Origin of the sequence: Pseudoalteromonas piscicida, assembly GCF_002744175.1 — a bacterium.
GTDB lineage: Bacteria > Pseudomonadota > Gammaproteobacteria > Enterobacterales > Alteromonadaceae > Pseudoalteromonas > Pseudoalteromonas piscicida_B.
This window is the reverse complement of record NZ_NKHF01000049.1, coordinates 1-24,044: the sequence shown is the minus strand read 5'-3', so window position 1 is coordinate 24,044 and position 24,044 is coordinate 1. Positions and strand designations below refer to the sequence as shown.

Annotated in this window: 22 protein-coding genes and 1 pseudogene; 8 read left to right on the top strand and 15 right to left on the bottom strand. The window is 42.7% G+C overall.

Annotation, left to right across the window (positions count from 1 at the left end; all coding sequences use genetic code 11):
* On the top strand, nucleotides 1-192 hold a 192-nt coding region (locus CEX98_RS22875; RefSeq protein WP_206780895.1), incomplete at its 5' end, for a hypothetical protein.
* A 155-nt stretch (nucleotides 193-347) separates the two neighbouring features.
* On the opposite strand, the gene CEX98_RS11225 is transcribed toward CEX98_RS22875, so the two are convergent.
* The 8 genes from CEX98_RS11225 to CEX98_RS11190 form a co-directional block, all read right to left on the bottom strand.
* Nucleotides 348-851, bottom strand: coding sequence for a hypothetical protein (locus tag CEX98_RS11225; RefSeq protein ID WP_099642159.1), 504 nt, complete (start codon nucleotides 849-851; stop codon nucleotides 348-350).
* 336 nt (nucleotides 852-1,187) lie between these two features.
* Nucleotides 1,188-1,688 (bottom strand): hypothetical protein, encoded by a 501-nt coding sequence (locus CEX98_RS11220; protein WP_099642158.1) that lies wholly within the window; start codon nucleotides 1,686-1,688, stop codon nucleotides 1,188-1,190.
* 151 nt (nucleotides 1,689-1,839) lie between these two features.
* Nucleotides 1,840-2,703 carry a hypothetical protein gene (locus tag CEX98_RS11215; protein ID WP_099642157.1) on the bottom strand — a complete coding sequence of 288 codons (864 nt, stop codon included), beginning with the start codon at nucleotides 2,701-2,703 and terminating at the stop codon, nucleotides 1,840-1,842.
* A complete protein-coding gene (locus CEX98_RS11210) occupies nucleotides 2,700-5,147 on the bottom strand; it encodes a fimbria/pilus outer membrane usher protein (protein ID WP_099642156.1) in 2,448 nt (815 codons plus the stop codon). Before CEX98_RS11210 ends, CEX98_RS11215 begins: the two co-directional genes overlap by 4 nt.
* Before the next feature lie 19 nt (nucleotides 5,148-5,166).
* Nucleotides 5,167-5,862, bottom strand: coding sequence for a fimbrial biogenesis chaperone (locus tag CEX98_RS11205; RefSeq protein WP_099642155.1), 696 nt, complete (start codon nucleotides 5,860-5,862; stop codon nucleotides 5,167-5,169).
* A 179-nt stretch (nucleotides 5,863-6,041) separates the two neighbouring features.
* Nucleotides 6,042-6,824, bottom strand: a complete 783-nt coding sequence (locus CEX98_RS11200; protein WP_242441690.1) for an ion transporter — start codon at nucleotides 6,822-6,824, stop codon at nucleotides 6,042-6,044.
* 158 nt (nucleotides 6,825-6,982) lie between these two features.
* On the bottom strand, nucleotides 6,983-7,291 hold the full coding sequence (locus CEX98_RS11195; RefSeq protein ID WP_099642160.1) for a hypothetical protein: 309 nt from the start codon (nucleotides 7,289-7,291) through the stop codon (nucleotides 6,983-6,985).
* 141 nt (nucleotides 7,292-7,432) lie between these two features.
* A complete protein-coding gene (locus CEX98_RS11190; protein WP_099642153.1) occupies nucleotides 7,433-8,908 on the bottom strand; it encodes an alpha/beta hydrolase in 1,476 nt (491 codons plus the stop codon).
* Between the two features lie 146 nt (nucleotides 8,909-9,054).
* On the opposite strand from CEX98_RS11190, the gene CEX98_RS11185 reads away from it, so the two are divergent.
* Nucleotides 9,055-10,587 carry a LytR/AlgR family response regulator transcription factor gene (locus CEX98_RS11185; RefSeq protein WP_242441689.1) on the top strand — a complete coding sequence of 511 codons (1,533 nt, stop codon included), beginning with the start codon at nucleotides 9,055-9,057 and terminating at the stop codon, nucleotides 10,585-10,587.
* A 149-nt stretch (nucleotides 10,588-10,736) separates the two neighbouring features.
* Here the strand turns inward: CEX98_RS11185 and CEX98_RS11180 are convergent, their stop codons facing one another.
* Entirely contained in the window at nucleotides 10,737-11,642 is a 906-nt protein-coding gene (locus CEX98_RS11180; RefSeq protein ID WP_099642151.1) for a LysR family transcriptional regulator, read from the bottom strand.
* 163 nt (nucleotides 11,643-11,805) lie between these two features.
* Here CEX98_RS11180 and CEX98_RS11175 point away from each other — a divergent pair, with 163 nt between their 5' ends.
* Both CEX98_RS11175 and CEX98_RS11170 read left to right on the top strand, forming a co-directional pair.
* A complete protein-coding gene (locus CEX98_RS11175; protein WP_099642150.1) occupies nucleotides 11,806-12,498 on the top strand; it encodes a type 1 glutamine amidotransferase domain-containing protein in 693 nt (230 codons plus the stop codon).
* Nucleotides 12,499-12,519: 21 nt separating this feature from the next.
* Entirely contained in the window at nucleotides 12,520-13,128 is a 609-nt protein-coding gene (locus CEX98_RS11170) for a glutathione S-transferase family protein (RefSeq protein ID WP_099642149.1), read from the top strand.
* Nucleotides 13,129-13,182: 54 nt separating this feature from the next.
* Here the strand turns inward: CEX98_RS11170 and CEX98_RS11165 are convergent, their stop codons facing one another.
* Nucleotides 13,183-14,361, bottom strand: coding sequence for an acyltransferase family protein (locus CEX98_RS11165; RefSeq protein ID WP_099642148.1), 1,179 nt, complete (start codon nucleotides 14,359-14,361; stop codon nucleotides 13,183-13,185).
* Nucleotides 14,362-14,562: 201 nt separating this feature from the next.
* Here CEX98_RS11165 and CEX98_RS11160 point away from each other — a divergent pair, with 201 nt between their 5' ends.
* Complete coding sequence (locus tag CEX98_RS11160) at nucleotides 14,563-15,237, top strand: hypothetical protein (RefSeq protein WP_099642147.1); 675 nt, start codon at nucleotides 14,563-14,565, stop codon at nucleotides 15,235-15,237.
* 171 nt (nucleotides 15,238-15,408) lie between these two features.
* Here the strand turns inward: CEX98_RS11160 and CEX98_RS11155 are convergent, their stop codons facing one another.
* The 3 genes from CEX98_RS11155 to CEX98_RS11145 all read right to left on the bottom strand — a co-directional run bounded on the left by CEX98_RS11155 (nucleotide 15,409) and on the right by CEX98_RS11145 (nucleotide 20,613).
* Entirely contained in the window at nucleotides 15,409-17,484 is a 2,076-nt protein-coding gene (locus tag CEX98_RS11155) for a prolyl oligopeptidase family serine peptidase (protein WP_099642146.1), read from the bottom strand.
* A gap of 166 nt (nucleotides 17,485-17,650) precedes the next feature.
* Entirely contained in the window at nucleotides 17,651-19,195 is a 1,545-nt protein-coding gene (locus CEX98_RS11150; RefSeq protein ID WP_242441688.1) for a Na/Pi cotransporter family protein, read from the bottom strand.
* A 383-nt stretch (nucleotides 19,196-19,578) separates the two neighbouring features.
* Entirely contained in the window at nucleotides 19,579-20,613 is a 1,035-nt protein-coding gene (locus CEX98_RS11145) for a metal-dependent hydrolase (RefSeq protein ID WP_099642145.1), read from the bottom strand.
* Nucleotides 20,614-20,766: 153 nt separating this feature from the next.
* Between CEX98_RS11145 and CEX98_RS11140 the strand changes: the two genes are divergently transcribed.
* The 3 genes from CEX98_RS11140 to CEX98_RS23445 all read left to right on the top strand — a co-directional run bounded on the left by CEX98_RS11140 (nucleotide 20,767) and on the right by CEX98_RS23445 (nucleotide 23,304).
* Entirely contained in the window at nucleotides 20,767-22,485 is a 1,719-nt protein-coding gene (locus CEX98_RS11140) for a hypothetical protein (RefSeq protein ID WP_099642144.1), read from the top strand.
* Nucleotides 22,486-22,630: 145 nt separating this feature from the next.
* Nucleotides 22,631-23,071, top strand: a complete 441-nt coding sequence (locus CEX98_RS11135) for a helix-turn-helix domain-containing protein (protein ID WP_099642143.1) — start codon at nucleotides 22,631-22,633, stop codon at nucleotides 23,069-23,071.
* Between the two features lie 107 nt (nucleotides 23,072-23,178).
* On the top strand, nucleotides 23,179-23,304 hold the full coding sequence (locus CEX98_RS23445) for a hypothetical protein (protein WP_277948920.1): 126 nt from the start codon (nucleotides 23,179-23,181) through the stop codon (nucleotides 23,302-23,304).
* Nucleotides 23,305-23,367: 63 nt separating this feature from the next.
* Here CEX98_RS23445 and CEX98_RS11130 read toward each other — a convergent pair whose 3' ends face one another.
* Together CEX98_RS11130 and CEX98_RS23100 are read right to left on the bottom strand one after the other, a co-directional pair.
* Complete coding sequence (locus CEX98_RS11130) at nucleotides 23,368-23,661, bottom strand: hypothetical protein (protein WP_099642142.1); 294 nt, start codon at nucleotides 23,659-23,661, stop codon at nucleotides 23,368-23,370.
* Nucleotides 23,646-24,044, bottom strand: a pseudogene (locus tag CEX98_RS23100) (hypothetical protein); the annotation flags it as partial. The gene CEX98_RS11130 and the pseudogene CEX98_RS23100, both read right to left, overlap by 16 nt.

Sequence of the window (24,044 nt, the reverse complement as noted above, 5' to 3'; positions counted from 1 at the left end):
GTACTTGAAGATCTATACGATCTTAGTATCCTCAAAATGAAACCAAAATCAACCACGCAAACACCACAAAGCAACTGTTTTAAGTCGGGCTTATTGACTATTGTTTCACTGCGTCATGAGCAGGTGAAACTGGAAAAACTCACTTTATTGGAGAGCATCACCCTGCCAATACGATTGGATCGGGTGCTATAGTTGGTTGGGGTGGTTGCTAAAAGTGAGTGGGTTTTGCAGTTATCGAGTCACTGGTAAACTCGGGGCGGCTCATCGGTGCACTGATTGCACACAGTCGCAAATTAACGAAGGTATCAGCTTCTGTTGATTGACTAATAGCTTAATCCGATCTCAGGTTAATTTGAACTGACAGTTACGGTGATCACATCTGAATAAGTGCCTGCGGCGTTGAGACCGTTAGACAAGGGAGTAATGTTTAATATGGTTGCTTTTGTCTCGCCAGCGCGGCCTGTGCCTGCGGCGGTTGCTTTGGTATGCTGGTACACGCCGTTTTGTAGATCTATGCCTTCAGTATCGCCGACGTTTAGCGTGTAGGCGAGTTTGCTACCTTGTTCGTTGTCTGAGACTAAAAAGCCACCATTGGCAGAGCTGTACGACGTTGTGGCATTTTCACCGGTATTACACCAGACCTCTAAAATACCAATTTGTTGTGTGGTTTGAGACGAGTCAAGGTTCAAACCTGAAGTATTGCTTGCTGCACTGGTTGTTTTACATATGGGATCTATGGTGCCTTCAAAAGAAAACTTACTCTCAGAAGCTGTAGTATCAACAACTGCGCCTAGCACCAGCAATGGCGTGCTTGCTAAACCGGCAATAAGTAAGTTAAGTATTGTTCGCATGGCTTTCCCCCTAAGGTAAAAGTACAGCAAATATAGCTAGATTTGCAAGTTAAATGCCATGGTTTGCAGTGCTTTTTATCGCTGCCATGATTTAGATTATTCGTGAGCTATATTTTGAACAAACTTTGCTAATTCGAGAAACTCAAAATACGGATAGGGTGGCAGTTTGGCATGTGGTAACTGTTGTAGAGTTTGCAACAGGTGGCATTTTTTTGCCTATTGCTGAAATCGCAGCCGGGGAGGAGCAAATCCGCGCCCGACTGGTTAGCTTTATTCTAGTGGGGAAGGTAACAAAAAGCCGTGTCTACGGGATGTTACCCTGATTAACAATACTTGTTAGTTAGGGCTTACTGTCACTGTGATTGTGTCTGAGTATGTACCCGCATCATCTAGGCCATTTGATTGTGGGGTGATCTTTAGCGCTGTAGCTTGAGTTTCACCGCTCGTGCCTGTTCCTGCTAGCGTTGTTAGGTGTCTGTATGTACCGTTCTGTAGGTCCACACCGGCAGTTGTGCCAATATCTAGTGTGTAGGCAATTTTACTTTTCTGTTGGTTGTCAGCCATCAGGTAACCACCATTTGCAGAGCTGTACTCTGTGACTGCATTTTTACCCGTGTTACACCAAACATCTAAGGTGCCGATCTCTTGGGTTTCTTGGGTTGCATCTAGGTTTAGGTTAGTAACACTATTTGAGCCGCTGTCGGTTTTACACATAGGCTGAATTGTGCCTTCAAAGGTGAAGCTGGCTTCATTACCTGTGGTAGTTACTACTGCTGCAGCTGCAGACATTGACGTGATTGCTGAAGCTACAAATAATGTTTTTAATAAAGTTTTCATGGCGCATCCCCTTAAATAAAGTACTGCTTTATAATTGGTCTTAGGTTTTATTACCTATTTGCCAAAATCTAAAGCAAGAGGTGTGCCATAGTTGTTTCTAGTTTAGCGAGTTTTGTCTATAATTTATTTTTTAGTTTTATAAATCATGTGGTTATCTTGGGTATACAGTAAGAGATAAATTATCTCGGTAATAGCCAGCAGGCATCATCTCGGTATTCCCGAGTTGGAATTCAAACCCAAACCACTTATCTCTGACGCCTGGATAAAAGTAATAACTACGGGAAAGGCGCTCGGACGACGATATTTTGACGTTATCAAAGGAAATTGTGTAATCGATAACGGCATTAGTGTTGGATTCATGACGCAGACCGTTATATTCAGAGTCTAGTACGATGTCATATGAGCTGTTACTGAGTATTTTTATCCCCCAGTAAAAGCGCATACGACTTTTGAGTTCGCCCAAATCAATTAAGTAATGGCCATCCTCTCCCGATACTTTACCTTTACTAGCGTTATCGAGTGAAATCGCGATTTGCGGCTGTGCATAATAAGTCATATCAACGTATTGTTCGGCAATAACTTTGTTGCGCCTCACAACCGACACTTTTACACCACCATAGTAAGAGCCCGCAGGAAATAAACTGTAATGGCGCAGCCGCATCCACATTTGAGTGGTACGGTTAGTTAATGGTTCTCTGGCGATGCCATTTTTGACTTTAATACGCTTAAACTGTGAATCTAACAGTCGCGCGTATTTGTCTTCTGTTGGTCCAGAAAACACAAACGAATAATAATACAGGTCTTCAACCCATATTTCGTCTGCGCAACCGAGTAAAGAGTCTGACACTTGAACTTTTAACGGCAAAAATACCGTAACGTTATTACTATACTCTTCTATTATCTCAGCTGAGTTTGAGGTCGCCAGTAGGTAACCATTACACTTATTGCGTTTAGCCTGCGCCATAGAAGAAAACAAGCAGCTTAGGGCGAGCAACAAACATAGTGTCCACTTCATTTGGTTGGTTCTCCTTCATGTTGTGCTTGTTTTACGACGATGGTGCCAAGCTTCACAAAGCCTTGCTCGGTATCTGTTATGGTAAACTGTCCCACCGCGTCGTCAATTTCTATTATGTACTTGCCGATGCCTATGCCTTCGACAACAAATCGACCGGCGCGATTGGTGAAAAATGCACTGTCCATTGGAATTTGCGCTCTGCTACCGGCAGGTAATTGTTGAATAACTCGTCCTCTGCCTAGTGCAATAGGCGTGCCTTGTTGATTAACGAGCGAGCCAATAATGGTGTAAGACAGCTCCGAGCCAATTTGAATATGGTGGCCGGTGTTTGCTCCACCTACTAACTGGTAAGTGCCAGGACCCCAATCGTAACCCATTGGTGCATTTGGTACATCTACATTAAATTGGTGACGTGTATACCCAGTACCTAAATCAACTAGTGCGCCAATATGTTGACTGGGCTTAGTTTGTGCTCGTCCAAAGCGGTCTATATTTACCATCACATCAGTATCTTTTAGGGTTTGATGTTTAGATACCACGGCAAATGGGGCGGTTGTTGTTGCACCCATACCAGTGTGGCCATCGGCTATCCCTAAACTGGTGGAGAGGTTAATACTAGCCGAGCTGTCGCTACCAAATTGCGAGCGGGTGTAATTTGTGGCACTAATGTCTGCTCGAAAAAACGCACCGGTATGACTGGCCTTGAATTGCTCTTGACGGTAGTTTTCGCCTCTTTCTGCGCGTAATTCATAGCCATAGTCATTGACATAGTTATTGTTGGTTTTAGCGTAGCTGACACTCGCGATATCACTGCGATTGTTGTATTGAGCGCGGGTACGGGTGTTATTCTGACGGTTGTAACTATTCCAAGTAAAATTTAAAACGAATTGATTTTCAGATACAACACGAGGGTCATCACTGGTGTTGTGATTGTAGCCTACTCTGATCCGTGCATTTTCGTAGCGAAAGTTAAACTCAGCGGTAAGGTTTTTAGTCACATAGTTTTCATTCGTTACTAAGCGCGCCGCATTGAGGTTAAAGTCTAAGTTATCGTTAATGATATAACTGTAATCAAAGTAAGCTCGGTGGTTATTATTTAAGGTACTTAATTCCAACCAAGGGGTGCTAGTAAAGTTATTCATCACCTCATAGCCTAAACGCAGATTCGGTGAGCCATAATTACCATGTCCAAAAATACTGTGTTCAGTCTCAATTGAATAGGCATCGCCGGTTGTATCGGTTGTTTTACTTTGTGAATAGCGAAGCGCGAGATTACCAAAAGGGCTGCTGAGAGTGGTTACCGAGCCTAGCACATGTCCGAGCGGATGGGCTGCGCCATTGACTCCCAAGGTGAGTTTGTCTGTTGCTCCGTACTCATAGCTTCCTGACAGCAGAATGTCATCATCGTAATGATAGCGACCATCATCTAGTTCAGATAGAAAACCTAATGTGAGTGAATAGTCACTTACTCCCTGTGCTAATAACCGAGAATTGTAGTGATTGGTAAAGTTAAACTGTTGTGTTTCACCATTGGCGTACGTGGCAACAATACGAATATTATTGATCCCGGAAGTTAGGGGTAAATCGTTTAAATCATAGCGGCCAGCTTTTAATCTGACTCTGGAGATCATAAATTCATTAATAAAGATCTCGAGCGTTGCAGGGCGGGGCAAAACAAATTGCTGACTGTTACCCGGGGTAATTTTACGTTGTGGTTGTAGCTTTGGATATGCGCTAGCGAGCTGAATACCACCGAGCTGAGCGCCAGAGAGGTGCCCACTGTTACTCGTTTGGGTGTCACCAAAGGTCAATCGCATTGGCTTATCTGGTCGGTCATAAAATAAAGCAGTGTCACCTCGATAAGCTCGGCTTTGCTCTGCGCTATGGTTTTCCCAAAAGATAGCACTGTGCATATTGAGTCCATCACCGCCGCCGATATTGGCATTAATCAACCACTCAAGCTGAGAGCGATGGTTTTGATTATTGTCACTACGCTCATGATTGATATTGAAGTTATTCAATATCGCCCAGCTGGCTTCTTGCGTTGGTTGGTCAAAATGTTGTTGTCGGCCATAGGAAAGGCTGTCGGTTGCCATTGCTGACTCTGCTAATGACATCTCAATGATGAGGTCTTGCGCTTGCAAGTTAAGTGTAATGCCTTGCGCTTGCAAGTTTGCTAACGAAACATCTTGATCCGTAATGCTGTCAAGCCAGTGCAGCACTTCATCACTTAGTACCGAGTTCAAATTCTGCCTAAGCTCAAGGGCAGAAACGGATTTTAAATCAAAGCCATCCATTGAGGCTGTTACTAATCCAACCTCGGTATTATTCAGGCGCACAGGAAGTTCCATGGCATAAATGGCCGCCCATGAGGTGGTTGTCCACAACAAATAAAATGGAGTGAGTAATGCGCTTAACCAAGTTAAGCGCAGACTAAAGCGCATGTTTAACACCGTATTCTGATTATTCTTGAGTCAATAGGTTGACGATTTCGATGTTAGGGCTGGGTTTGTCTTTAAGTAGCGGCTTTAAATCTATGGTCATTGCGTGGGTAGGCATAATAAAGCGACCAGACGTCACAGATTGAAGTTTTGCCCAGTCGATCACGGTTTCGCCACCATGAAAGCGATACTCAAAGTGTGATAAGTCTAAAACGCGTTCACCGGTATTACTAATGGTAAGCTTACAGTCTGTTATTATTTCACATTTTAGGGTGCTGGCCAGTTGCGATTGAATTCCATCTGGACTGACAAATACTAATGTCGCAAAGTTAAAGACCATTTTAACGCCAGACTTTTCCTCATCGCCAGGCAAAGGAAGCTGTTTAAAAACAATACGGTATGAGTGTGTTTGTTTGAGATCTGGAGAGCCAAGGTATTTCGCGCGAAACACCTGATAGCCTTTAGCTGGCACTTCGATTTGTGGCGGTAATACGATAAAGTCTTCTTCCGCACTGATCAGCACTTCCTGCTGGTTTTCATCAAAGGTACGTTTCAGCACTTCAATTTCAATAGGTAAAGGGTTATCACTGGGGTTTTGTAGGCGGTATGTTACCAGTGATTTTTTACCATGCGATGCAAGGTCAACGATCATAGGTTGTACTTGGTACGCCCAAGCAGGTGACGCCAAACAAATAAGTAATAACAACAGGGTACGCATTTAAATTCCAACACAGACAAAACGTAAATTTTTGCTATACGATACCCAGACTATTTTGTAATACAAGGATAATTTATGCGCTTTTTTGAAATATTAACGAAATCATGCTCGGTGTTAGGTTTTATGGCTCAACGCAACGGCTAAAGCGCTCCACAGTTATGGCTGTGGAGCGTGTGCTATCAGTTGTTTTGTTGTTGTTTTAATAGTGCGTCTAGTTTAGCTTCTACTCGCAACATATCTTCTTTGGTTGCCATAACTTGTTCGGGTTTGGCTTCCTCTTCATGCATCACCTGCATGGCATCGACGATAATACCGATAAAGAGGTTAAGCACTGCGAAGCTCGTAATAATGATAAACGGTACAAAAAATAGCCAAGATTGCGGGAACAGTTCCATGGTGGGGCGGACAATTCCCATTGACCAGCTTTCTAGTGTCATCACTTGGAACAAGGTATAGGCTGAGGCGCCAATTGTACCAAACCATTCTTGCATATTTGGATCTGGATGTTGGCCAAATAACTTAGTCGTAAGCACGGCTGAAACGTAAAAAACAATGCCTAATACGCCAATGACAGATGCCATGCCGGGTAATGAATGACCCAGCGCGCCAATTACTCTGCGCATTTGTGGCACCACAGAGAATAATCGCAATACCCGTAGAATTCTGAACGCTCGAAGCACAGACAAGGCGCCACTCGACGGTGCCCATGATATTGCCACAATAACAAAGTCAAACAGGTTCCAACCCGATTTAAAGAACTTAAAACGATAGACAACCAGCTTGAGCAAGAGCTCGAAGGTAAAGATCATCAATACGACAAAGTCGATTTTATGCAAAATCGTCGCATTGTCTTTGCCAAATTGCGTGGTTTCGAGACCCAAGGTCACGGCATTAAACAAAATAACTGCAATCAGAAAATTCTGAAACAGCTTCGCCTCTACGAGAGCCGTCAGTTTCGTCATTAAATTGTTTGAAGAGGTCATATGATAAATATGAAAAACGAATCGGTACGCCATAATGTAGGGCAAAGGTCGGTTTTTCAAGGTTTAAATGACCAAACTGGCTCAACAGTACGAATATTTTTAGGGTTGAAAAGCCTTGGGTACGTTTTAACTCATGATCAGTCTTCTGGTCCTTGCAAAGTGAAGGTTAAATGCTTTCGCATATCTTTTAAAATCACGCCTTTTTTCAGCATGGCAGCGCTTAAACGCTTTTGCCACTTGAGCAGTTCTGGTTTTGCGGCTTCGAGGCTTTGTTCATCTTCGAATTGGAAGAAGAGGATGAGTGAGCCCGGGAATAAGTGGTACTCAACATCAAACCAGCATAGCATCATTCCCGGTATTTCTTCGCGGGCTTGCGCTTCGAGCTTATCGGCGACGGTTAGCACCAGTGCTTGTTGTTTTTCTTGCACTTTAGAGAGTTTTTTCATGATGAGATTCCGAATCAATGGCTTAGCGGCCGGGGGGTCATTATAACTAACCTCAGTTCGTAGCAACAGCATTGATGATCCCTCAGAGTGGACAAATCGGCGCAAAGCAACTTTATCCACTTTAGTATTTCACCTCAGGTTTTATTTAAACTCCGGCAATGAAAGAATAGGAAGCGGCAGTTCAATAGCTTTAGAACTGACTGGCTTGCCTTTCATAAACGCTTGCATTCTAGTTAGCACTTCCGGTGAGCTTGTGTACAAGTTATGACCTGCATTATTAACGATAATTTGCGTTAAATTTGAAAGACCGCTTACTGCCTCAAGTTGTTCTTCAGGGTAAGTTCTACCGTCTAAACTGCCTGTAAATAATAGTGTTGGAATGGTGGAGTTTACTGTCGCTCTAAATTCATCACCGAGGTCTAACTTGCTATCTACCAGATTGAGCGTTGGCATTGGGAAGTTGAGTTTATTTCCTAAAAGGGCCGTTTGTGCTTGTGTCTCTATTTTTTGTAGACGCTTAGCGGTGATCCCTGATGCTATATCCATCGCCAATGGCATTAACTTGAAGGTAATAGGTTCATCATCAAAAATGCCGCGTTGGAGCACCTGTTTGAGTAATTCAGTATTTCCATTATCTAAACCTAAATATAGGTGAATAAGCATAGCAAGATATTGATTGGGGTCGGCAATCATCATACTGGCAAGCATTTGCATATGATGCTTTTGAAAAAGGAGTGTGGAGGTTCCGCCTTCTTTTTTTGACAACGAGAGCTTAATCGGTTGGCGTAACAGCTGTTTGTGTACTCTAGTCATAAGTGCTGGGAGGTCTTGGACCTGAGACTTCAGGGGCTGTTTATTGATAACAGCTTGTATTTTCTCAAAGTATTTATTGGTTTGGTAAGGCAGTTTTACTGTCTGATTTAGGCCTTCTGCGCTGGCGATGATCACTTTATCAAGGTATGCCGGCATCGTTTTTATAGCACTAAGTGCTAGATGGCTACCGTAGGATATCCCCCAAAGCGATACTTTTTTAGCCTTGAGGTGTTGCCGTAAATCGTTTATATCCAGCGCATTTTGAACGGTATTATATCCATAAATATCAATCCCTTGAGATTTCCAATGTGTTAAGCACTGCGCAGCTGCATTACGATAGCGTGTGGTAATTTGCGCCTCATTGATGGCAGTAGTCAGGGGAAGACGCTCACTGGAAACGCAAGAAGCTGCTTGCTCAGATTGCCCGGTGCCCCTTTGGTCTAACGCAATAACATCACCAAATTCTCTGAGTGCTTGAAAGAGTGGAAACCTTCGCCATTTTGCTGTGGCAATACCTGACCCGCCTGGGCCACCCGCCAAATACACAATGGGTGAGCCTTTATTGCTACCAGTTGCCGGAAAACGCACATAGTTAATTCTAATTTTTTTGCTGTTGGGGTTATTCCGATTTTCTGGAACCCAGAGGTGTCCTTCAATCGCGTCAGTTGTCTCGCCACTATTGGCCTTAAACTCAATTTTTTGCTCATTTTTAAAAAGGGTCAAATCCTCGCTATTAAGATCTGCTGTTACGACACTGCTGGTGGTTAGGGTGAACATGGCTATTAAAGTGTTAGTAAATCGCATAATATTGCTCCTTAATGGTTTAGGAGTATTAAATACAATGGGGCCTAAGTCGCACAGTAAACTTCTTTAAGAGGCTTGAATTTAGTGGCTTAGTGGCTTAGCGGTAGGTATTAGCCGATGAACGGTTGAGGGAAAAGCGGTTAGTTGTGAATATAAAACAGACTTTTTATTTTACGTTGATCTTACTGTTCTTGTGCGCCGCAAAGAAGACGTATGCAAGCCAAGATTTGTGGGGGTTTTCCTATGATCACACTGTTACCGTGTGCCCGATGTCGGTCTCTCCAACCGCGCCCCCTCGTTTTGATGAAGCACATTGCTATGAGGCAAAACTGTCTGAAGTAGACCCACAGAATAGCGCAGTTTGGGTGTTATTAACGTTTGAGCGGGTGAAGTTAGAAACGCTACCTGCGCCTATCGGTTTGTACTTATTTGCCAAAGCCTCTAGTGAAGTGTTCCTTAACGGCGTCAAACTGGGTAGTAATGGTGTGCCAGCCGCTGATAGAACAGAGCGAATGGGAAAAATGGATACAGTATTTTATGTACCTGAATCATTGATAGAGCAGAACAATAAGTTGGTGCTACTCTTGTCTTCGCAGCACAGTGCACTCACCTTGGCGTATCCTATTCATTATATTGGATTCGGTCAATTTGGTGATCCTAAGCAATATATTCAAACATTTAGCGCACTAGCGTTAATACTGATTGGGGCATTTATATTGGGTGCTTTGTACTTTATTAGCCTGAGTGTAGGACAGCAAGGTAATACGGCCTCCAAAATTTTCGCCGCATTATGTTTGTTGGCCGCTGTTCAACTTGGTGCTGAGATGTCTAGAGGGTTAGTTAACTACACGTACCTTTGGCATGATATTCGGCTCATCATTGTTACCCTTTGCTCATTTTTATTTGGGGTGCTTTTATTGGCTTACAGCTCGATTAAAGTAGCTCAACATCAGGCGCTTCATTGGATTTATATTGGGGCTATATTAACACTCGTCGCTATCTTTTTTGCACCTGGGTTCGATACTAAAACAACTGCTGGGATCTTTGTTCCTTTGCTCGTCAGTTTATTCCAGTTAGGTTACTTTTGGCGACGTGCTAAAACGAATCAATTAGCAACATGGTTTATTGTGCAGCTACTTGTGGCTGTGACCATTCTTTGTGTTGCATCTAGCTTTCATGAAATTATCCACTTTGTGATTATTGCTGTGCTGCTGGGTTATCTATTTACTCGCCAAGCTAGAGAGTATCAAGTGCAGCAAAGTAAGTTAAGCCAAGACCAAGCACATATTGCGAAACTAGAGTTTAAGCTTGCGCAAAATACCCAAACCCAGTGTCCCGCCAAACTGGAGGTAAGCGTTGCCGGTAAAACGGAATATATCGTCCTTACAGACATCGCATTTTGTAAAGCTGCCGGTGATTACGTGGAGCTGCATATGATGGATAAATCACAAAAATTATTTTCAGGTTCGCTTAAGCAATTAGAGCTAACTTTACCTTCTATTTTTGTTAAAACGCATCGTTCATATTTAATTAATTTAAACGAAGTAGTGTCGTTGGAAGGAGGGGGGAGCCAACACCAATTAAAGCTTACCAATGGCATAAGTGTACCTGTCAGCCGTAGGCTTGTCCCTTCGGTTAGAGCGACACTTAACTCCTCAGCAGTGTCTTATACCAACTGAATAGCAAAATTTTTGCTTTGCATAGATACTTTGGCGGTAGCAGGATGTGAGAGTGGTGCTAATAAAGTCATTTCTCCGCTTCAAAATAGATTATTTACTTTATGCCTTCGAGGTAGAGTATAAAAAATATATAAGGGCTAATCGGCAAGCTATACCCCAATCTCTTGTCGCTGAAAATATCCTTTTAGAAAATCCAGCAGTAATCGCACTTTTTTAGAGTTGGTATTGCCTTCAGGGAACACGCCGTAAACATGAATGTCTGGCAGGTTGTAGTCATCCATCACGCAGATGAGAGTACCAGCTTGAATTTTGGGTCGCGCATCGTAAATAGGAATACGGCCAATACCGTGTCCTCTCTCTACAAAAGCGGTGCGCGCAGCAGCGTTGTTGGTGCTGATGTCGCCTTTCATGGTGATGCTATAGGCACGATTGTTTTTACTTAAAGTGAGCGTACCAGAGGTGAGCTTGTAGATAACCCATTGATGTTGATAAAGGTCTGTTGGATGTTTTGGGGTGCCGTATTTACTCAAATATTCTGGTGATGCACACAAACAGGTTTTAAGTACCGACAATTTGCTAGCTTGCAGGCCAGAATCCGGCAATGGCGCTCCTCTAATGGCAAGATCAATGCCTTCTTTGATGATATTGACCACTTCATCTGTAAGCATGACATCAAGCTGAATTTTTGGGTACATAGCTCGAAACTCGTTGAGGGCAGGGACGATAGTTTGTAAGCCAACATTAACCGGACAGGTTAGCTTAATTAGGCCGATTGGCTCGTTTTTAAGATTTTCAATTTGCTGATTTGCAGCAGAGGCTTGCTCGGCAATGATGCGGCAGCGCTGATAGTATTCGCTCCCTGCTTCGGTAAGTGAAATGGTTCGCGTGGAGCGGTTAAGCAGCGTTATTCCTAGTTGTGACTCTAGCTTTTTGACATGATAACTCACCACTGCACGTGATAAATTAAGATGTTTTGCCGCACCACTAAACGTACCTTGCTCAATAACTTGTGCAAATACCACCATACTTTTGAGCTGCTCAAAAGAGATATCCATGCATCACTCCTTCCACTTAGATATTTTGATTGTATCAATTGTTTGAACAAAGAGTTAGCTTTTGTCTGCATTGTTTAATTAATGTTGAACTCATATCCTTATGACTAATCAATAACCAGATGAACTGGTAAGTAAAGGTAACGACAAATATAAGGTGATTATGATGACAGCAAAGAAAATACTGATGGTATTAACTTCACATGCAGAGCTTGGTAACACCGGCGAAAAAACGGGGTTTTGGGTTGAAGAATTTGCCGCACCCTATTACACCTTTGTAGATGCAGGCGTAGAAGTCACGCTGGCCTCACCAAAAGGAGGGCAGCCACCAATCGACCCGAAAAGTGAAATGGCCGATTTTCAAACCGATAGCACGAAACGTTATTTTAATGACGCGAACGCCCGAGCATTAGTGGCAAACACCACACCACTGGCACAGCTCGATGCAGCAGAATTTGATGCCGTGTTTTACCCAGGCGGTCATGGACCACTGTGGGATCTTGCAACCGATACTCATTCAATTAAGTTGATCAATGCCTTTTTAGCTGCCGATAAACCGGTTGGTGCAGTATGCCATGCTTCTGCAGTGTTGATGGATGTTAAGACTGAGTCGGGTGAGTACCTTGTGAAGGATAAAGCGGTAGCTGGATTTACGAATAGTGAGGAAGCTGCGGTAGGATTGACAGATGTCGTTCCATTTTTATTGGAAGATGAGTTGGTTAAACGAGGCGCAGATTTTCAAAAAGTGGATGATTGGAATGTGTTTGCCGTTAGAGATGGCTTAATTTTTACAGGACAGAATCCAGCAAGTTCAGAACTTGTTGCCGAAAAAATGCTGGCGTACTTGGGGCAATCTTAATCAATTAGTAAGGAAAATCAGATGTTAACCGTTCACCACTTAAACGAGTCACGCTCGACAAGAGTACTATGGCTGCTCAATGAACTAGATATACCTTATGAGGTGGTTAAACACCAACGCGACCCAGAAACACATTTAGCGCCACAAAGCCTTAAGCAAGTGCATCCTCTTGGAAAAGCACCAGTGATGGTCGATGACGACCTAACCTTATGCGAGTCCGGAGCCATCATGGAATATTTGCTAGACAAGGCAGAGGGGAGTTGTTTGCGACCAAATACCGGAACACCTGAGTACTATCAATATCAAGAGTGGTTACACTTTGCTGAGGGGTCATTGGCGCTGCCAGTGATCGCATCTTTGATGATGAAGATGGAGCAGCGTACTGGTGATAAACCCATGGATGGTTACATTGCTAAAGAAGTAAATGTCGACTTCGCCTATATTGATGCGACTCTCGCCAAGCAAAGCTATTTTGCTGGCAGCGACTTTACCGCAGCCGATATTATGATGACGGTGATGCTAGAAATCGCCGACAAAGTGGGGCTACTCGCTAAGTGGGGTAATATCAAAGCTTATCTTGAAAAAGTACAGGCTCGCGGCGCATATCAAGCAGCTCGCAGCTACGGCTAGTTGCTTTCATAGCCAGAGGTTCGCTCTGGCTTTTTCTAATGTCATTGTTGTGGGCTACTCAGTCAACACACCTGCTTTTACACTTTCTTGTTTGGCCTTTTTACCATTTAACAATATGCCTATCACAGTATTTCTAACCAAATAATGATAGCTGACGATCCCCACCGTCATAGTTAAAAATAAAGTTATACAAAATTTAATGAAGACCGATATTTCAAAGTTAGTGAGAGGAAGTTGAATGTACATAAGGACAGGAATATGAATGAGATAAATCCAATAGGAGGCATCTGAGATATAGCGACTTTGTTTATTAAAATAATTCAACCACTTAAAACCTGCTAGATAAGCAACGGCTGTCCAACTGAGTATGGCAATAGTTTGAACTACAACACTAATCAGATTGATTTTTTCGGGGGTTGTATCGCCCGTTTTGGCCGCAATAATGACTTTTTCGATCGACGGAGGTGGCGGCAAAAAGTAAAAGTATGCAACGAATGAGGTGCAGGCAATAATAAACAGCCAGTTGAATTGTTTTGAGTAACGAGCTGCCACATCATGATGATGAAATAACCCGGCACCCACCAAAAATAAAGTGCCATAAAATCCATATGCCCACCAATGAGGCTGTAGTTTATCCGGAGCTGGAAACGGCACTATTAAGTTGGACATAGACGCCGTGATGATAAGCGGCAATAAACAACATAAAAAGAATGGGGTAACAACGATTGAGAGGATGTTTTGATAAAGCCATTGAAACTTGTGTAACAACCAAAATAACACACAAAACTGGCTTAAATACCACAAGAACCATAAATGCATGCTTGTCACCTGTGGTTCTTTTATCTGTTGCATAACACTAAATAATGGCGGTGGGGCGCTGGCAATATTGCCGCCCCAATGCATTGCATGTAATAACACCAATAAGGTGAGCGGAAGAAAAATAATAAACGGAATAAGTAGCCGTTTTAACCGGTTTTGAATGTAGGCATTGCCACCGCGCTTTTGAACGAGTAGCGCTGCGCAAAATCCAGCGATGATAAAAAACAGTGGCATTCTAAATAGATGTGTCCACATGGCGAGGTAATTAAAAAAGGTGCTTTTAGCTGGGTCTACACTGATCCAAAGGTGATGAAAATAAGGGCCGTATGCTAAGGCCGCATGAAAAACGATACCGAGCAATAATGCTAGGCATCGCATATTGTCAATATAATGAAAACGCGCTTTACTATGCATTCAATTATCCCTAAGTCGTACGCTTAAACAGATGCTTATACTTTCTTGTTTTCCTCTGCAAATATTGAAGAAAAACGAACTTGTTAGGCAGTATTCGTCGTGACGAGAACATTTAATAACAAATAAAGAACGATGAGAACTTTATTTTGCTCTGGTTTGGACTCAAAATAGAGACTTTATTTTGCTCGAAAAGGAACTAGAATGAAAGCCAAGCTAATATTAGCAGGTGCGATGTTTGCAACCGCATTAGTGGGTTGTAATAGTGGCAGCAGTGGTCCTGACGAAGAAGACCAGTGTGGTGGTGCGGGAAGCTCAGTGTTCGACATCACCGGGTTTAATCTTGGTGAGTTCAAGGCAGAGAATAATAACGTAGATGAGTTTGTTAGCACTGAGTATGACAGCGCCGAGCCCATACCTTATCAAACACTGGTGCTTCAGCTTAAAGCCGACACCCAATCTGTCGCTCAGGTAAGTGCGCCGAATTTTCAATTTTCGCTCATTAGCAGCGCATATGCTTGTTCGCCAACTTTGCCATTTACCAATGAAAATATCACGGATATAAACATTACCTCTAGTGCTGCCTTTAGCGATGATCTACCCGCAGGATCAAATCTAAATGAGGTGTTTGATGTGGTCTATATTGGTCTTGAATATAGAAACCAGGTAGCTTATGGCACGCTTGATAATGGAGAAAAAGACTACTTTTCCATTTCGGAGTTTTTGGAAATTGAACAACGTGAGGCTGGTAAGGTTATCCAGCTGGCGCTTAATAGTGAACCGAGCTATAAGCAAAATCATGTGTTTTATATCGAAGTATCGTTAGATACTGGTGAACAGTTTTTACTGGAATCACAAGAATTAAGCTTTGCTGAGTAACCAGTTTGGTACTAGCCTAAATTAACCCTAGGTTTAATTGAAAACACGCTTAAAACGCCAACTTCGAGTGTAGTAGTTGGCCGTCGGTAGTTTAACCTCAACTCGGTATAATAACTTGCTCTCTAGCAGTTGTTATCCTTTCTTAGTTCAAGTTTAAGTTAACCAGTAACGTTATTTTAGTCTATCCATCAGATACACGTATTCAAGGCTAGTGACCATTGCTCGTTGCTCATTGTTGGCAGCGCCAGCATGGCCACCTTCGGTGTTTTCAAAGTATAAAACGTCAAAGCCCATATCCTGCATTTTGGCGACCATCTTACGGGCATGACCCGGATGTACACGGTCATCTCTGGTTGAAGTAGTAAAGAATACTTTTGGATATTGCTTGTCTTTACTAAGATTATGATAAGGGGAGTAGGTTTTAATGTATTCCCATTCTGCAGGGTTATCTGGGTTGCCATATTCTCCCATCCAGCTTGCACCCGCGAGCAGTTTGTTAAAACGCTTCATATCCAACAGTGGAACCTGACAAATCACCGCATTATAAAGGTCTGGTCTGCGAGTAAATGCCGCGCCCATTAACAAGCCGCCATTACTGCCACCTTGAATACCCAAGTGCTGAGGTTTAGTGACTTTGTCGGCTATTAGTTGCTCTGCCACCGCTTCAAAATCTTCATAGGCTTTGTGACGGTTCTCTTTGAGTGCAGCTTGGTGCCAACGGGGGCCATACTCGCCACCACCACGAATGTTTGCCAGCACATAGACTCCGCCTTGCTCCAGCCAGTTTTTGCCTTTGCTAGCTGAGTAATGTGGTTGCATTGACACCTCAAAACCACCATAAGCATATAAAAGGGTTGGGTTTTTTCCATTCAGTTTTAAGTCCTTTTTATGGACAATAAAGTAGGGAACTTTAGTGCCATCTTTTGACGTGGCAAATTTTTGCTGCGCTACAAAATGGTTGGCATCGAAGTGTGGTTTATTACCTTTAAGCTTAGTGATCTGCAGTGATTTTCCATCTACGGCATAAAGGCTGGTGGGAGATAAGAAATCGGCATAAGTAACAAAAAAGTCATCCCGCTTTGGGTTCGTATCAAAAACCGACAATGACCCTGTTTCAGGAAAGCCAATTTGCTCGATATTCCACTCCCCATTTGCTTGTGGCGTGTAGCGGTAAACCTTATTTTTCACGTCATCTAACACAGTGACCAAGATCGCAGATTTAGTAAAGTTTAGGCTTTCAATAGAGCGAGTAGCGGTTGGTTTTACTAGGCTTTTGAATTGGATATTTTCGTTGCCAATATCATCAATGCTGGCATAAATAACCTCGGCTTGTGCAAATTGCTTCCAAGGAGACTTTAGTTGCACAAAGAACATGCCGTTATTTAACCCTAAGAGTGTCGCGTCATTGGGTTTTGGCAATTGAACTTGCTTACCATTTTCAAGCTTGTAGATATTGCTAGTGTAGAAGCTAGTGGCATCGTACAAAAGGTGATAGCTATTGCCTTTATCATAGGCGGTAAATCCACCCGCGCTGATGGAGCTTTTATCTGCTTGGTACAGTGTTTTTGCATCTTGTAATGGAGTGCCTCGTTGCCATACTTTGATCACAGCAGGATAGCCAGAGTCGGTCAGTGAATCTTTCCCAAAGTCTGTGCCCACAAAAATGGAATTGTCGTCATACCAAGATACTGATGTTTTTGCCTCGGGCAGATAAAAACCATCTTTTACAAATGATTTACTGGGGATGTCGAACTCTCTCACTACTTTTGCATCTGCACCACCACGAGATAAAGACAACAAGCAACGCTCGTATTTGGGATAATGGCAGTCGATACCTCCGTATACCCAGTTTTCGCCTTCCGCCTTTGCTAATGCATCTAAATCAAGGATCGTTTCCCATTTTGGGTTTTCTTTTTGGTATTCTTCCAATGTGGTACGACGATAGATACCTCTAACGTGGTTTGCATCGGTCCAAAAGTTATAGTAGTAACCGGCTCGTTCTGTCGCGTACGGAATACGTGATTGGTCATTTAAAATAGCGAGCGTATTTTGGTAGATGGTCTCGTAGGCTTTGTTACTTTTGAGGTACTTTAGTGAAGTACTATTTTGCTCCTTCACCCACTCGAGTGGCTTTTTACCTTCGACTTCTTCAAGCCAAAGGTACGGATCGTTTTCAACCGCCATAGATTTACCCGTTATAACTGCAAGTGTACAAAGTATGGCAGCATTGGTGATGCTTTTCTTCAAAACTGTTTTCCTATTTTATAACCGTCTGTGTTATTTTTAACATCTAGTTGTAAAAATAGGAACTAACAATAAGGAAAAACATTACTTTTGTTTACACCTGTTTACTCAACCTGAGGTTACCTAGCAAAAGCTATAATGCAAGTGTACCCAACCTAATGCTGATAGTTTATGTGTCAGCCGCTTGTTCAACTGTGCTTGTGTTGTCTCTTGTTGCTGAGTTTGGCAAGCTCAATTGGGCATCAATTATGCGCACGAGTAACATCGCTTTGTGCCACTGTTGAGACAGTTGCCACATTTCAGACAAGCTATTAATGTTACTTACCATATTATCAATAGCCAGTGTCGCGTTTGTTCCTGCAAGAATAAGATCATCTTTCACATCATCATGTAACTGTTGAAGTTCACTTTTTGCTTGTTCAAGTGCCGTAGGCGTAATGCTCTGCTGGTGTAGACTGGTCTTCATAAAGTGGCTAAGTTGAGCTTGGTACTCGCTTAGCTGAGCATAGAGTTCATGATGATCAGCAAGTTTGCGGTATGGTGACTGCTCTACTAGCTTCTCAACGCAATGACTACAAGTGAACAGATACTGCTCGATGCGCATAAACTTTGCTAGTACTGAGGTTGTTTCGGCTGATAGTGCCGACTGTTCCACAGACACAATAAAGGTACTAATTTGTTGACACAGTGCTTGGATCGCGTGCAGCGACTGCTCTGTAGTGAGCTTGTCTGTAGGAAGTAAGCATTTATCAAATTGCGCCAGTATTTTGTCTGCAACCAGCTTAGATTCTAGTAATAACGCATTGGTTGCAAGCTCAGGGGTTTGGGCGATAGTTTTGTCTAAAAAGCGGGGTCGTGACGCGGTCTCTTCAGCGCTGCAAAAACGCTTCATTAAAAAGCCTGCCAGTTTGTCGTTGAGCGGAAATATCAGTAATACGCCAAGCAGATTAAATAGCGTATGAAAGAGGGCCAAAGACAGTGCCGGGTCGGCTGTGAGGTTGAATAGTGCAGTAAACTGCGCAATCAAATAAAACAGCACCGGTAGCACTGCAAATGCCACCACAGCGGTAAGCACATTAAACATCACCTGTGCTGCGGCAACTCGTTTAGCGTTGGAGGTTGCGCCAATGGCAGCGAGAATAGACGTAGATGTAGTCCCCACGTTTGCACCAATCACCATAGCTCCGGCGGCATATAGGTCTATCATACCACTGGCAGCTGCGGTAATCGTGAGGGCGATAGAAGCGCTTGACGATTGAGTCAGGGTTGTCATGACAATACCCAGTAGCAAAAAGGTGAGCATTCCGCTTACCCCTTCAGCTGTAAACTGGCTCAAATCAAAGGTGGCAACCACATGCTCAAAAGCGCCTTTTAGAATATCGATACCGATAAAAAACAGCCCAAAACCAACTAGCGCCATCCCAGCATAAGCCAACCGCGAGCGTGGACGCAGCAGTTTCATTAAAGCACCTATACCAATGAGCGGTAAGGCAATGGCTTGAATATTAAATTTAAATCCAACCGCTGCCACAAGCCAGCCTGTAATGGTAGTGCCTATATTGGCCCCATAAACAATTCCAAGGGCTTGATGCATGGTGATAAGGCCAGCATTAACAAAGCCTAACGATGCCACGGTAACTGCGCTGGATGACTGCACTAGGGCTGTCATACAAAAGCCCGAGGCGATGCCCCGTTGCGGCGTTTTGGTCCACACGCCTAATACATGACGTAATGATGACCCCCCGCAAGCTTTAGGCCATCGGTCATCATACCAATTGCAATTAGAAATATGCCTAAGCCACCGAGAAGTGTGCCAATTAGATGAAGTGTTTCCATGTCCTTACCGTGCTGTGCTACTGGAAAGTAGTGATTTACTATTATTAGCGTAGAACAAAGATATCACTTTTGACTAGTTCCGCTTTGTTTGAAGTCAAGCTGGGGACCAAAACTCTCGAGCTAAATCAGGAAGTAATCTAATGTGACTTTAAAGACTATGAGTTAGTTTATTCCTTCTCCAAACCTCCGGTTATACCAAGTGTATTAAGTAAACTAGCTATTTCACCTTTCAAATTGATTGGAGGTAGAATTCAATTGGTATTATTGAGCCTGTAGCAGCGCAGAGTTCGTTAATGACAAGTCTACCGAAGGGTCTGTGATCCTATCAAACACTAGGTTAACTCTGGAAAGTGGAGGGCGGCGTTTGAGCTGATCAAAATCCGCTACTTCCATCCCTGAGTCGGTTTGTTGTGCAATAACAAATGAGAATACATAAAAGCCCTCTAGCCCCATTCTCAGATCACTTAAAATAAGCGTATTACCTTCTTTGTAAACGCCATACAATCCTTTGGTAAAGTTTTGCAGCAGTTCGATTCTGTGTTGCTGAGTGAATTTACTTAATAGCTGATTGTGAGTCGGATAAAACGCGATACTGACTTCATCAGGGCTATCAAAAATAGAGGCATAGATCTCATAGTGTCCTGATGGCGTTGTCGCGACAGCACGCCATAAAAAGGTATTAAATGCTGAAGGCGTGCTTTCATAGGCTAAGTATTCAAGTTGTTGCGCCTGAATTGCTTGATCTACTTTATGGTCGATGGTGGCTTTTGCCACTAGACTCCAGCCTAAGTAAATTGAACTGAGCAGCAGCGCGGTTTGGTTTACCCTGTTGGCGACAGGCTTACAAATATTAAAGCTTATCAACAATCCAGTGATCAGCAAGGGGAGGGTGTAAAGCGGATCTATAATAAAAATACTCGATATACCAAATGGATAGTTGCTGAGGGGCCACAATAGCTGAGTGCCATAAACGGTAAAGGTATCTAATAGGGCATGGGTGCTTAAAATGAAAAATAACGAGGTCGACCACCGCGAAAACGACACTGATTTTGCCCACTCAAAGCGCAACAGAACCCATGCAAGCATTGGGCTTAGGAATAACTGTACCAAAAGAGAGTGGCTAAAGCTGCGATGATAAACAAAGTTCTCCACGCTGCCGCCAAAGTCGACAAGTACATCTAAATCGGGAAGCGTACCAAATGCTGCACCAACTAATAATGCGCGGCGACCGAGTTTATGACCTAAAAATGCATAGCTCACCGCACTGCCTAGGGCGACTTGGGTGATTGAGTCCACCGTTACTCACTCTCTTATTTTATTGATTCGACCTATATTATTGTACTTATTTATCCCTAGTGTCGATCGATTTACCGGCATGAATTTTCAACACTAGTATTCAAAGTTTGGATCGAGTAACGTGTTGGTACCTAAATTGACTCCAAAATAATTATGAGTGATATAATACGACTAACGGGAAGCTTACTCTTTGCTACTTGCCTGTTACTTGCTTCGCCGACATTGGCGTTGGAAAACGCTAATACGTTACAAATACACGTTCATTTTAATGCCGATACTGATTCATGGTTGGTGCAATATCAATTGCCCAAAGCCGTTAAGCGAGTCGCCTTTGCTAGGCAGGGTGGTTTGGATCGCACGCAGCATTACAAACTTGATCAATCTAAATTTACTTGGCAACAGGAAGGAAGCGCGCTCTTCATACAATCGGCTAACGGCAACAAGTTTAGTACTTTTGAATTGAGCTTTAATTCGATCTATCACTTTATCCTAAAAGACTATACGCCCAACGTACAATTTAGTGATGGCAGCGTATTGTTGTACACCAATCACCTTACCTTAAGTGAGCGGCCCGGAGGTAAGTCGACCCCTGACTTTGAGAAAACGCAATTTTATTTTTCCAGCCCGACCACTGATATTGTCTTTCTTGGACAAAGGTACACGGCTAAAGCGCAGTGGGAATTAAGTGGTGACGGCACCTACATTTATTTTGGCAATATTAAGGCCATTGAAAATAACAACATGATTGCACTCGTCGATCCTGCTTTGCCAAAGTGGGTTTGGCATTCTACCCAAACTTATGTTCCAAAGTTATTTGATTACTATACAGAAAAGCTGGCGAGACCTTTGGACGTTAGACCAACAGTCTTTTTAAATTACATTAACAGAGAAGGTGACTTTGCCTCGTACAATGGTGGCCTACTTGATGGCATGGTGCAGCTAAGTGTGGCAGGTAAAGGTTGGCAAAATAAAGATGATGATCGATTTAATCTGTTTTTTCATTTTCTAGCCCATGAGGCTGCACATTTTTGGAATAGTGATCTGCTTACCCTAAACGACAATCGACACGCTTGGCTGCATGAAGGAAGTGCGGATGCCTTTGCCTATTTTGCAATGCTGGATTTTGAATTGATAGCTCAAGCCCAATGGTTCAACCTGTTTGAAGATGCGGCCAACCACTGTATCTTAAACAAAGGACGGTATGCATTACAGGATATGCAGCGGTGGCAATACAAAAATCACTATGCTTGTGGTGCAGTGATAGCACTTGCCAGTCACCTCCATGTCCAGGCAAACAATCCTGCGTTATCATTGTTTGATATTTGGCAGCAGCTATTCAAACACAGTAAAAACCACACTTATGGCCCCGAAGACTACTTCTCAACACTCGACACCTTGACCGGAGAAACCAAGTTTGCCAATACACTGCGTAGGTTCGTCGAAACCAAAGGGCTAAACAATTACAGTGAGATCATGACTTGGTTTAACGCAACTGCGATACGTGTAATGCCATCTAGCGACTACTCTCAATTTTACATCAGGCACTGGGGGAAACAGGTTGTCTCTGAACTGATGTTATCCCACTGTAAGCAAATAAGCTTTAATACCTACGACGACTATATTAAGACCTACCCAATTGATAACTGTAAGGCGTTTGAGCAGGAAATGGAGATACACTTTATCAATGGTATAGATTTGCTCCGCTCAGGAGTGGCGGCCTACCAAGCCTTTAAAAACAAATGCGCAGCAGGCGAACAAGTTATATTAGAGAATCGAACTGGACGACCTGTTGCGAGAATAGATTGTATAAAACAAGTGATAGCGCCAGATCCTTATATTAAACTCAACCCTACCGATGTGTTTGAAAATTAGCCTATAGTATTCAAAAGTGCTGTGGTTTGCTTTTCTGACGAGATCACAGCATCGAGTGACTTTTTTAAACTATGATTTATTATGGTGGTATTGTATTTGGTAATAGTGTTTAATTAACTTAATGTTCAAATAGTTAGCCTTAGGTATGGACTCAAATAGTGCACTAAAGCGTAATCTGCAGTTTCTCTTGGCACACCGTGGCTTAAATAACGCATCGTTGGCATCATTATCCACTAACGCGGGTTATGATTTAACCAAGTCCTACGTCGGCAAGATCCTCAAAAATAAAGAGCACAGTAATATTTCACTTTCAAAAGTCGATGGTATTGCTGCCGTGTTAAATGTTACCCCCATGGCGTTGATCAACCCTTTAGGGTTTAGTTCTGATGGCACCCCCCATGATTCAGCTATTAATCTGACTATTTTGTCACAGTGTATTGTGGAGGCCAGAAGCATCAGTGCTGAAGTGGGCATAGACAACCCGGAGTTTGAAGCTCGAGTGATTGCTTTGTACTACCAAGCGCAATTAACTGGTGACACAGAACAACTCCACACCTCATTGCTAAAGTTAGTAAGAGAGTTCTAACCCGCTAGTATTGTATTCTCATCGCTTCACCTCACAAAGCTGGTTTATCCATGAGTTTAACGTTATTATGTTAATTGATGTTAAATAAAAGTTTGAAAGGTAATGTAATGAAACAGACTAAAAAACAGGTCTTAACCCCTGAGTTGCTAAAAAAAGTGGTAGGTGGTGTTGGCGGTGGTGGTGGGGACGATGGAGACCCTCAGAAACAGCAAGTCGCAAGCTCAACAGGTTAATTTGCGGCTAATATAATCAAGCAACTTTTCAAAGCCTTGTTTTCAATTGCTATTGAAAAATTATTATTTTTGAAATAAATCAGCTAACTTGGTTTTCTTATGTTTCCCTTCTGAGTTTGCTTTTAATGCCGTTTCTACAAGCTGGTCTGCGCGTTTCTCAATGAGCAGTCGTTTGATAAGTAACTCTTCTTTAGTTAGAGAGTTATCTCTTTTTATTTGCCACTTTTCATTAAGTATTTGCATAGCCTCATCTTCGAACTCAGGCCTTACAATGATCTTTTTGTAAGCTGTATGACATAGGTAAAGCCCAATAATAAATATTAGGCATATTAAAGTCAGTACTAGTGACGGATCCATGTTCTAACCTCTTTGTAAATTGATGAAAATAATGGCATGTAGCAAGTAATTACCATTAAATTGTTAACCGTTGGCATTCCAGATGTATAAATAAGTTGGCTGTAACCTAAATCAAAATAGTGTCTATCAACGTACCTGAAAATTTGTAAGCCAATTTCTAGAGTTGAAAAAATTAGCAGCGCAATAGCTTGCTTTTGATATATCCACTTTTTAATGAAAAAGTAATACATGACTAGACAACACAATAAAGTCCAACCACACCAAATCAAATACCTCCATTGCAATTGAGGATCAATGGCTTTAATTTCGCAATGAAAACTCCAGACGGTTAAGTAAAACAATGAATAAACGCCAGTAAACAAAGACCACTTAGTGTTACGACC

Coding starts and splice junctions, on each gene's coding strand:
- CEX98_RS11200 (WP_242441690.1), bottom strand. CDS start 6,824: ATGACGAAACTGACGGCTCTCGTAGAGGCGAAGCTGTTTCAGAATTTT.
- CEX98_RS11130 (WP_099642142.1), bottom strand. CDS start 23,661: ATGGATCCGTCACTAGTACTGACTTTAATATGCCTAATATTTATTATT.
- CEX98_RS11220 (WP_099642158.1), bottom strand. CDS start 1,688: ATGAAAACTTTATTAAAAACATTATTTGTAGCTTCAGCAATCACGTCA.
- CEX98_RS11215 (WP_099642157.1), bottom strand. CDS start 2,703: ATGAAGTGGACACTATGTTTGTTGCTCGCCCTAAGCTGCTTGTTTTCT.
- CEX98_RS11170 (WP_099642149.1), top strand. CDS start 12,520: ATGTTAACCGTTCACCACTTAAACGAGTCACGCTCGACAAGAGTACTA.
- CEX98_RS11160 (WP_099642147.1), top strand. CDS start 14,563: ATGAAAGCCAAGCTAATATTAGCAGGTGCGATGTTTGCAACCGCATTA.
- CEX98_RS11180 (WP_099642151.1), bottom strand. CDS start 11,642: ATGGATATCTCTTTTGAGCAGCTCAAAAGTATGGTGGTATTTGCACAA.
- CEX98_RS11205 (WP_099642155.1), bottom strand. CDS start 5,862: ATGCGTACCCTGTTGTTATTACTTATTTGTTTGGCGTCACCTGCTTGG.
- CEX98_RS11210 (WP_099642156.1), bottom strand. CDS start 5,147: ATGCGCTTTAGTCTGCGCTTAACTTGGTTAAGCGCATTACTCACTCCA.
- CEX98_RS11195 (WP_099642160.1), bottom strand. CDS start 7,291: ATGAAAAAACTCTCTAAAGTGCAAGAAAAACAACAAGCACTGGTGCTA.
- CEX98_RS23445 (WP_277948920.1), top strand. CDS start 23,179: ATGAAACAGACTAAAAAACAGGTCTTAACCCCTGAGTTGCTAAAAAAA.
- CEX98_RS11165 (WP_099642148.1), bottom strand. CDS start 14,361: ATGCATAGTAAAGCGCGTTTTCATTATATTGACAATATGCGATGCCTA.
- CEX98_RS11135 (WP_099642143.1), top strand. CDS start 22,631: ATGGACTCAAATAGTGCACTAAAGCGTAATCTGCAGTTTCTCTTGGCA.
- CEX98_RS11175 (WP_099642150.1), top strand. CDS start 11,806: ATGACAGCAAAGAAAATACTGATGGTATTAACTTCACATGCAGAGCTT.
- CEX98_RS11140 (WP_099642144.1), top strand. CDS start 20,767: ATGAGTGATATAATACGACTAACGGGAAGCTTACTCTTTGCTACTTGC.
- CEX98_RS11225 (WP_099642159.1), bottom strand. CDS start 851: ATGCGAACAATACTTAACTTACTTATTGCCGGTTTAGCAAGCACGCCA.
- CEX98_RS11190 (WP_099642153.1), bottom strand. CDS start 8,908: ATGCGATTTACTAACACTTTAATAGCCATGTTCACCCTAACCACCAGC.